This is a genomic window from Streptodolium elevatio, from assembly GCF_040649515.1.
GTDB classification, from domain to species: Bacteria; Actinomycetota; Actinomycetes; order Streptomycetales; family Streptomycetaceae; genus Yinghuangia; species Yinghuangia elevatio.
In genome coordinates this window covers 20932-29323 of sequence record NZ_JBEZFP010000121.1, presented here as the reverse complement: position 1 = coordinate 29323, position 8392 = coordinate 20932, and the positions used below count along the sequence as shown (strand labels likewise).

8 protein-coding genes are annotated in these 8392 nt (G+C 72.0%); 5 read left to right on the top strand and 3 right to left on the bottom strand.

All coding sequences use genetic code 11. The features are described from left to right. Nucleotides 1–57 precede the first annotated feature (57 nt). The 3 genes from AB0C36_RS33490 to AB0C36_RS33480 all read right to left on the bottom strand — a co-directional run bounded on the left by AB0C36_RS33490 (nt 58) and on the right by AB0C36_RS33480 (nt 3937). A complete protein-coding gene (locus tag AB0C36_RS33490) occupies nt 58–993 on the bottom strand; it encodes a carbohydrate-binding protein (protein WP_358361713.1) in 936 nt (311 codons plus the stop codon). Nucleotides 994–1217: 224 nt separating this feature from the next. Next, nucleotides 1218–3011: a diguanylate cyclase domain-containing protein gene (locus AB0C36_RS33485; protein ID WP_358361710.1), complete on the bottom strand. Its 1794-nt coding sequence runs from the start codon at nt 3009–3011 to the stop codon at nt 1218–1220. A 257-nt stretch (nt 3012–3268) separates the two neighbouring features. Next, entirely contained in the window at nt 3269–3937 is a 669-nt protein-coding gene (locus tag AB0C36_RS33480; RefSeq protein ID WP_358361708.1) for a TetR/AcrR family transcriptional regulator, read from the bottom strand. A 257-nt stretch (nt 3938–4194) separates the two neighbouring features. Between AB0C36_RS33480 and AB0C36_RS33475 the strand changes: the two genes are divergently transcribed. The 5 genes from AB0C36_RS33475 to AB0C36_RS33455 are packed head-to-tail and all read left to right on the top strand — an operon-like array spanning nt 4195 to nt 8249. After that, nucleotides 4195–4779 (top strand): 2-oxoacid:ferredoxin oxidoreductase subunit gamma family protein, encoded by a 585-nt coding sequence (locus AB0C36_RS33475; RefSeq protein WP_358361705.1) that lies wholly within the window; start codon nt 4195–4197, stop codon nt 4777–4779. After that, entirely contained in the window at nt 4776–5114 is a 339-nt protein-coding gene (locus tag AB0C36_RS33470; protein WP_358361703.1) for a 4Fe-4S dicluster domain-containing protein, read from the top strand. The genes AB0C36_RS33475 and AB0C36_RS33470 overlap by 4 nt, the downstream gene beginning before the upstream one ends. Continuing rightward, complete coding sequence (locus AB0C36_RS33465; RefSeq protein ID WP_358361701.1) at nt 5111–6292, top strand: hypothetical protein; 1182 nt, start codon at nt 5111–5113, stop codon at nt 6290–6292. The genes AB0C36_RS33470 and AB0C36_RS33465 overlap by 4 nt, the downstream gene beginning before the upstream one ends. Further along, complete coding sequence (locus tag AB0C36_RS33460; RefSeq protein ID WP_358361698.1) at nt 6289–7191, top strand: thiamine pyrophosphate-dependent enzyme; 903 nt, start codon at nt 6289–6291, stop codon at nt 7189–7191. The genes AB0C36_RS33465 and AB0C36_RS33460 overlap by 4 nt, the downstream gene beginning before the upstream one ends. Continuing rightward, nucleotides 7188–8249: a D-2-hydroxyacid dehydrogenase gene (locus AB0C36_RS33455; RefSeq protein WP_358361695.1), complete on the top strand. Its 1062-nt coding sequence runs from the start codon at nt 7188–7190 to the stop codon at nt 8247–8249. The genes AB0C36_RS33460 and AB0C36_RS33455 overlap by 4 nt, the downstream gene beginning before the upstream one ends. The last annotated feature ends 143 nt before the right edge of the window (nt 8250–8392 follow it).

Sequence of the window (8392 nt, the reverse complement as noted above, 5' to 3'; positions counted from 1 at the left end):
GGAAGGCCAGGTGTCGGTGTCACGCGCCGACGGGACGGCGTAGCAACCGCGCCGGGATCAGTCGGTGTTCGTCGGCTGCGTGGTCGACAGAGACACGTTGTCCACCTTCACCGGACAACCCGCGGCCTCGGCGCACGACAGGGCAAGGCTGTTGGAGCCCTGCTTCAGATTGACGATCCCCCACGTGTAGCCGTAGGAGTCCGAGCCGAGCCCGTAGAGCTTTATCGGCGTCGACGAGGCCTTGCCGTTCACCGAGACGGCCAGCGGCTTGAACTGCCGTTGCCCGTCCGCCCCCTTGCCGCTCTCCGCGTTGCTGTAGATGATCCGCAGGTAGTACTGGCCGTCCTTGGGGACCTCGGCGGTCCAACTGATCGACGAACCGTTCACCAGGTTGGCCACGAATCCGTTGCCGGTGTAGCCCTTGCCGTCGTTGGCCTTGGCGGCCCCACCGGCGAGCGTCGCGTCCTCGGCCTCGACCGCACCGATCTTCTCCGGCCCGGACGACGACGGGGCCGCCGACGACTGCGGGGCGCTGGACTGAGACGACGGGGTTGTCGACGGCGACGGCGTGGTCGCGGCGTCGTTCTTCTTGTCCTTGTCGTCGCCGTTCATGGCGACGACGGCCACGATCACCGCCACCACGACGACGATGGCGACAATCGCGCCGATCACCGGTCCGCGGCCGCCGCGTGAGGTGCCGCGTGATCCGCCGCCGTGGCCGCCGTCGCGGCGCGGGGACGGGACCTGGCCCGGCGGTGGTCCGCCCGGCGCGGGCTGCGCGGACATGCCCGGAACGGGCTGGGTCGCCTGGGGGTCGGGGGCATAGGGCTGCTGGTACGGCTGCGGCTGCCCGTACCGCGTCTGCCCGACCTGGACGTACGGTGACGAGCCGAACCCCGCGGGCGCTTCCTGGCCGCCCTGCGCGTCACCCGGGCCGGGGCGGTAGAGGTAGCCGTACGGGTCGTCCGGCTCTCCCTCGTTACCCACCGTCATCGGGTTCGCCCTTCCTGTGCGTCAGTCAGTGTGCGCCGCGCGGCCGGTCGGCGGCTGGCGGCGGGCACATCGATTCAATTCGAGTCGACAGGCTGGTGCATCACACTAACGGGCGACGGACGCCAGGATGGCCACAGTCCATCGCGCGGACGACAAACCTCCGCCCGCGGATTCGGCCGTACGGACGCAACCGACCGGTAGGACGGGGCCGGTCGGCGGAACGTTCAGCCCGCCCGCCGGTGCGCCCGCTCGCGGCCCCGCTTCTGCCGGTACATGCGCTCGTCGGCGATACGCAGCAGGTCTTCGGGCTTTTCCGCGGAATCCGCCCAGGCGATGCCGAAGCTGGCGCCGTCCAGCGGGACCGTCTCGCCCTCGGCCCGGATCGGCACGGAGAGCGCGCGGCGCAGGCGTACCGCCAGATCGTGGGCTTCGTCACGCCCGATCCCGTCGGCCAGCACCACGAACTCGTCGCCGCCGAGCCGGGCCACGGTGTCGCCCTCGCGGACCGCGGCGGTGAGCCGGCGCGCGACCTCGACCAGGACGACGTCGCCGATGTGGTGCCCGAACTCGTCGTTGATGCGCTTGAACCCGTCCAGGTCGCAGAAGAGCAGGGCCAGGCCCTTGCCGTCCGCGCCGGGCATCCCGGCGACCCCGACGCCGTTCACGGCGGGCACGCCGTTGACCGCGGCGGCCGCGTGGCCGGTGCCGTGGCCGCCGTTGTGCGCGGTGTTGTGACCGGCACCATGACCGGCGCCATGGCCGGGGCTTGGGCCGGAGTTGTGTGCCGAGGTGTGCGCGGTGCCGTGGCCGCCGCCCTGCGCGCCGCCGGCGTGCACGGCGTGTCCGGCGCCGTGCGGCAGCCCCTGCCCGGCGCCGACCCCGGCCAGGCCCGCGGCGGGATGCGGCACCCCGGCCGGGAACTCGGTCAGGCGCGGCATGCGGGTGAACGTCGCGTCCAGGCGGGCCCGGAGCTCGCGGCCGTTGGGCAGCCCGGTCAGCGGATCATGGCTGGCCTGGTGCACGAGCGCCTGCTCGCGCAGCCTGCGGTCCTCGACGTCCTCGACGTGGGTGAGCAGAAACCGGGGGTTTCCGTCGCCGTCCCCGACGTGCGAGGTGCGCAGCGAGACCCAGCGGTACGTCCCGTCGCTGCGGGCAAGCCGCAGTTCCGTGCAGCCCTCCACCGGGGTGTTGCCGCCGAGGTGTCCGGCCAGCAGGTCCCGGTCGTCCTGGTGTACGACCGCGGCGAGGCCGAGGCGGCGCAGGACGGGTGCGGGATAACCGAGCATGCGGCAGAGCGCGTCGTTGGCGCGCAGGAGGCGGCCGCGGTCGGTCCCGCGTACGCCGGTCATGACCATGCCGCTGGGCGCGTACTCGAAGGCGTGCCGAAAGCTCTCCTCGCTGGCGCGCAACGCGTGCTGCTCGTCCTCCAGCCGGGCGACCGCGCGGACCATCTCGCTGCGCAGGCGGGCGTTGTCGACGGCGATCGCGGCCTGCGCCGCGAACATGCCGAGGACTTCGCAGCGCCAGGGGCCGGGCCTGCGTCCGTCGACGGGGAGGTCCACCGAGAGGATGCCGACGAGTTCGCCTTCGGGGGTGGTGAGCGGCGCGAGGAGTGCGTCGTACGGGTGCCAGGCATCCGGGTGGTCGCTCACCGGGATGTCCGGCACCCAACTGGGTACCCGGCCGGGATCCGCGGGGCCCTGACGATGGCTCAGAAACCGGAGAGGGCCCCAACGTTCGGCGACGGCGAGGAGGCGCTCCCAGTCGGAGCGCGGCCCGATCTGGCCGGCCATGGCCGCGGCGAGTTCCTCGCTGCCGGCGACCGCGGCGACCTCCAGGTCGCCATCCGGCCGTACGACGTTGACCGCCGCGGCGCCGAAGCCGAGTCCGGAGACGACGCCGTCCGCCACGGCCTGCAGTGTGTCGCGCAGGTCGCGGGTGGCATTGAGGTCCGCGACGACCCGGTAGAGGAGGCGCAGGGTCGCCAACCGGACGTGTGTTTCCGTCTCGGCGGTCATCGGTCTCCCCGAGCGTCGGCGACAGTGCTTCTGGGGTGGTTCTCGTTCGTCGGTTGCTCTCAATCGCGAGCGTCTTCTGAACAGATATCGTCCGATTGCCAGGGAAACTGAATCACAGCGGGCTCAGAAACGGCGACGTACTGTCATCAATAGTGCCCGTTCTGTGAGCTACCTCACGCGCTACACCGGATACCCCCTCACAAAACGTTCCGCCGGCCGGGAGCGGGAGCGGCCTCATTCAACAGTCTGACTGGTCGTCAGACAACCGAAATCCCCAGACCGTTGCATGCGAAGCGCACCAGATGAGCGGTCTCGTCCGATGTGGGCGAGGTGCGTGCGCGCAGGTGGTCGTGCAGCGCCGCGAGCGTCAGCCGGTAGACGGCGAGGGCGTCGGCGGACGGATCGCGCACTTCATCCGGACGGCGCTCCGCGTACTCCGAGCGAAGGACCTCTTCCAGCGGAGCGAGCATCGCCTCGGCCGAGCTGCGCTGTTCGGCGGGGAACAGTTCGGCGAGGCGGTCCTGATGGGACAGGAACGGCCGGGTACGCGCGGCCGCGACGGGGTCGCCCGCCTGGGCGAGCACCCCCTCGATCCAGCCGCGCACCCGGCCGGGGGTGTCCTCGGCGGCCTCCATGCGCCGCCGCAGGTACTCGGCCATCCGCCGGCGGCCGTCGTCCAGCAGGGCGACCAGCAACTCGTCCTTGGACCGGAAGTGCCGGTAGAAGGCCTGGTTCGACAGGCCGGACTCGCGCAGGATCTCGCGGACCGTCGGGTCCAGGCTGCCGGTGCGCTCGACCACCCGGTACGTCGCGTCGACCAGGCGCTGGACCTCCTCGGTGTAGACCGCCCAGCGGGCCGCCAGCGGACGCCGCACGGCCTCACGCACAAGCCCCACGGGCGCGGGAGGTGACTGGTCCTCGGTCATGCGCCCCACTCCCCTTTGTTGTCGCCCTTTGTGTAGCCCTCTGTTGTCCGGCGCCTGTCGGCCGGACCGTGCGGACCAGCCGGGCCGGCCGCGCCGTCGGATCGTCGGGCCACCGGCTCCCTCGCCGTCCGGCCCCGCCGCCCCGCCCGTGCCCTCCGGCTCTTGTTGTCCGGAACATCGCACGCTACTGTCCAGAACAACGTTCTCATAGGTACGTCTGTTGTTCCCACCCTCTTCCCGGAAGGGAGGCGCGGCTCGTGCAACGCGAGATCCTGTGGACCGGGATCGGCGGCCAAGGCATCCAGCTCGCCACCGAACTGCTCGCCGACGCGGCGGTCGCCGAAGGGCGCCACGCGATGTTCTTCGGTTCCTACGGCGGCATGATGCGCGGCGGCAACTCCGACACCACGCTCGTGCTCGGCGACGAACCCGTGCGGTCCCCGCCGACGATCGGCTCGACGTGGTCCGCGCTGGTGCTGCACCCGGCCCACGCCGCGCCGACGCTCGCCAAACTGCGGCCGGACGGCGTGCTCGTGCTCAACACCACGCTGTGCGGCGACACCGGGCACCCCGGGTCTGTCGTCGGCGTCCCGGCCACCGAACTGGCCACCGCGGCCGGAAGCGCCAACGCGGTCACGATGGTCGCGCTCGGGGCGTACGCCTCCGCGACCCGCATCGCGGAGGTCGACACCCTCATCGCGCGCCTGCCGCACGTGCTCCCGGCCTACCGGCACCGGCACTTGGCCACCAACGAGGCCGCCCTGCGTGCCGGGTACGCGGCCGCCGGGCCGCTGCTCGACGCGTGGTCGAAGCCTCCCGTCCCGCAGGAGGTCGCGACGTGACCGTCAGCCTCGGCACGCTCGTCATCGACACCGAGGCGTGCAAAGGATGCGAACTCTGCATCGACGCATGCCCACCGCGCGTACTGCGCATGACCGACGACATCGTCAACGAACGGGGATACCGCTACCCGCAGTTGCTGCCCGGCTGTATCGCCTGCAAGGCGTGCACGGCCATCTGCCCCGACTTCGTGTTCCAGGTCTACCGCTACGACGAACCGCAGGACGACGGGCGGCCCGCCGGCGGGCAGGATGCCGACGGGCGACCCGCGGACGGGCAGGGCGCCGACGGGCAGGGCGGCGGGGATCAGGCAACCGGCGACGGGAGCGGCGCATGACGTCCCACACGGCCACGGCCGACCCGAACACCACCCGCATCATGCCCGGTTCGGCGGCCATCGCCGAGGCCATGATCGCCGCCGGCTGCCGCTTCTTCGCCGGCTACCCCATGACCCCGTTCACCGAGGTCCTGGAGAGGATGGCCGCACGCCTGCCCGAAGCGGGCGGCGTCTGCATCAACGCCGAGAGCGAACTCGAGGCCGTCGGCATGGCGTGGGGCGCCGCCGCCACCGGCACCCCGGCCGCCACCGGCTCGACGGGCCAGGGGCTTTCGCTCATGCAGGAGTCGCTCGCCGAGATCGTGTACGCCCGGCTCCCGCTCGTCGTCCTCAACATGGCCCGCGCCCAGGGCGACTACTTCCAGGCGACGCGCGGCGGCGGCCACGGCGACTACCGCCACCTGGTCCTCGCTCCGTGCGACGTCCCCGAGGCCGTCGAACTGACCCAGCTCGCCTTTCACTTGGCGGAGAAGTGGCGGAGCCCGGTGCTGGTGATGGGCGACTACTACCTCGCCCACACGCATCAGTCCGTCACCATCGGCCGCCCCGAGTTCCCCACGCTCCCCCCGCGCGACTGGGCGTTGGACGGCAGTTCGGGCGGCACCGGAGCGGCAAAGCTGATCTCCCCGCTCAGCGACGCCAAGCAGCGGCACGCCGCGGGACGCGCCGACGCGGGCTACGACCTCGCCGAGTTCTACCACCGCCACGTCACGGTGATGGAGCGCATGGTGACCGAGGAACCGCCTCGCTTCGAGGCCGAGTTCACCGAGGACGCCGAGGTCGTCGTCGTCGCGTACGGCACGCCCGGCGCGTACGTGCGGCAGGCGGTGCGCGAACTGCGGGCCGAGGGACGCCGCGTCGGCTACCTCCGCCCGATCACGCTCGTACCGTTCCCGACCGAGGCCGTCGCCGAGGCCGCGCGGGGGGCGAGGGTCGTGGCCGTCTACGAGAACAACCAGGGGCAGATGCTCGACGACGTGCGGCTCGCCGTCCTCGGCGCGGTCCCGGTGCGGTTCATCGGCGGACTCAGCCTGGATCCCTCGGGGTTCGGCATCGCCCCGGACCTGGACGTCGCCGTGCTCCGCCGACGGCTCACCGAAGTGCACGACGCGGCGGTGTCCGGGACGACCGAGTCGCCGGCCGCCACGGGATCGCACGGAACGGCAGGTGTGGCATGAGCACGCAAGGGCGTACCGAACTCCCCGTCGTGCCCACCGGCGCGCCGCCCGCGTGCGGCGCGAAACTGGTCCACGACTTCACCCCCTCCCTCATCGACGTGGGCGCGCACCATCTGTGCCCCGGGTGCGGCGAGCCGATCGCCATGCGCTCGATGGTGGAGGCGGTCGAGGACCAGGGCCAAGTGGCCAGTGCCATCGCGGTGTTCGGCATCGGCTGCTACACGGCCTACTCCAACAACCTCGACATCGAAGTACTCCAGGCGCTGCACGGGCGCGCGCCCTCGCTGGCCACCGGGGTCAAGCGCTGCCGCCCGGACACGCTGGTCTTCACGGTCCAGGGCGACGGCGACATGGTCAACGAAGGCCTCCAGGAAGTCCTGCACGCCGCCGCGCGCGGTGAGAACATCACGTGCTTCATGCTCAACAACGGGGTGTTCGGCGAGACCGGCGGACACATGACCGCGGCCACGGTGCTCGGGCAGCGCACCAAGAACACCCTCGACGGACGCGACGCGGCCGCGCACGGCTATCCGATCCGGCTCGCCGACCTGATCGCCCAGCTCGACGGCGCCGCGTACGTCGCCCGCGGGGCGGTCAACAACGCCGTCAACATCACCCGCACCAACCGCATGATCAAGAACGCCTTCCGCACCCAACTCGCGGGCCGGGGGTTCTCGTTCGTGGAGATCCTGACGATGTGCCCGACCGGCTGGTTCGTCGACACCGTGGACGCCCCGGCGTACCTCGACGACGCGCTGGCCCGCACCCACCGCCCGGGCGTACTCAAGGACGTCCTGAAGGACAGCCCCAAGGGCGGCCCGGGGCACAATCCCAAGCGCGACCGCAAAGACGTCCGGCACGACGTGCGCGAGGGCGCACCGGAAGGAACGACGCCATGACCCCCATCGTCGTCGGCATCATGTACCCGCCCGCGTGGGACGTGCGGCCTCGCGAGACGTACGAGGCCGACCTCGCTTCGCTGCGCGCGCTCGACCCCCGCGTCGAGATCGTGGAATGCCGCTATGTCGAGGACAACCAACTGCGCACCGAACGCGGCCGCCCCGGCTCCGCCTCGGACGCGGGACTGCGGGCCCGGGCACCGGAGCTGACGCCCGATCAGCGCGAGGGCCTGGCACGCGTCGAGGTCGCCCTCGTCGCCGACCTCCCCTTCGACGTCGCCGACCTCGCCCCGAACCTCCGCTGGGTGCAGAGCGTCGCGGCGGGCAACGGGCAACTCGTCTCGGCGGGCCTGCCCACCGAACGCGTCGCGGCGACCACGGCGGCCGGCGTCAACGGCACGCCCATCTCGGAGTTCGCGTTCGCCCGGCTGCTCGCCCACTTCAAGGGGCACCGCGAGTTGGAGGAGCGGCAGCGGGAGCACAACTGGCAGGCGGTCTTCGGGGCGCAGGTGTCCGGACGTACGCTCGGACTGGTCGGCGTCGGCGGCATCGGCGGCGAAATCGCCAAGCGCGCCCAGGCGTTCGGGATGACCGTGTACGCGACGCGGCGCCGCACCGACAAGCCCGCGGACCACGTCGACCGGCTCTTCCACCCCGACGACCTGCACGCAATGCTCGCCGAATGCGACGCGGTGATCTCCGCGGCGCCGGAAACCCCGGACACCGTCGACACCATGGACGCCGCCGCCTTCGCCGCGATGCGGCCGCGCGCGTTCTACTGCAACGTCGGGCGCGGGTCGTTCGTGGTCGAGAAGGACCTCATCGAGGCCCTGGAGTCCGGCCATCTCGCCGCCGCGGCGCTCGACGTCGCCCGGACCGAGCCGCTGCCGGCCACGGACCCGCTGTGGGACGCGCCGAACATCTACATCTCCGCGCACTGCTCCAGCGACGGGCGCGACCACTTCACCGGAGTGTTCCGGCTGTTCCGCGAGAACCTGGCGAAGTACCTGGCGGGTGAGCCGCTGCGCAACGCGGTCGATCCGGCCAGCGGGTACTGACCGGCGGCTGCGGGACGCGGCCGCCCGGCGGCGTCCCCCGACCGACCCCCGGACCGCCCCGGACCGCCCCGGACCGACCCCGGGCACCGGCAGCGTCCGAGCCCAACCTTCCTGTCGTGACACGTCGTCTCGGCGACAGCTCA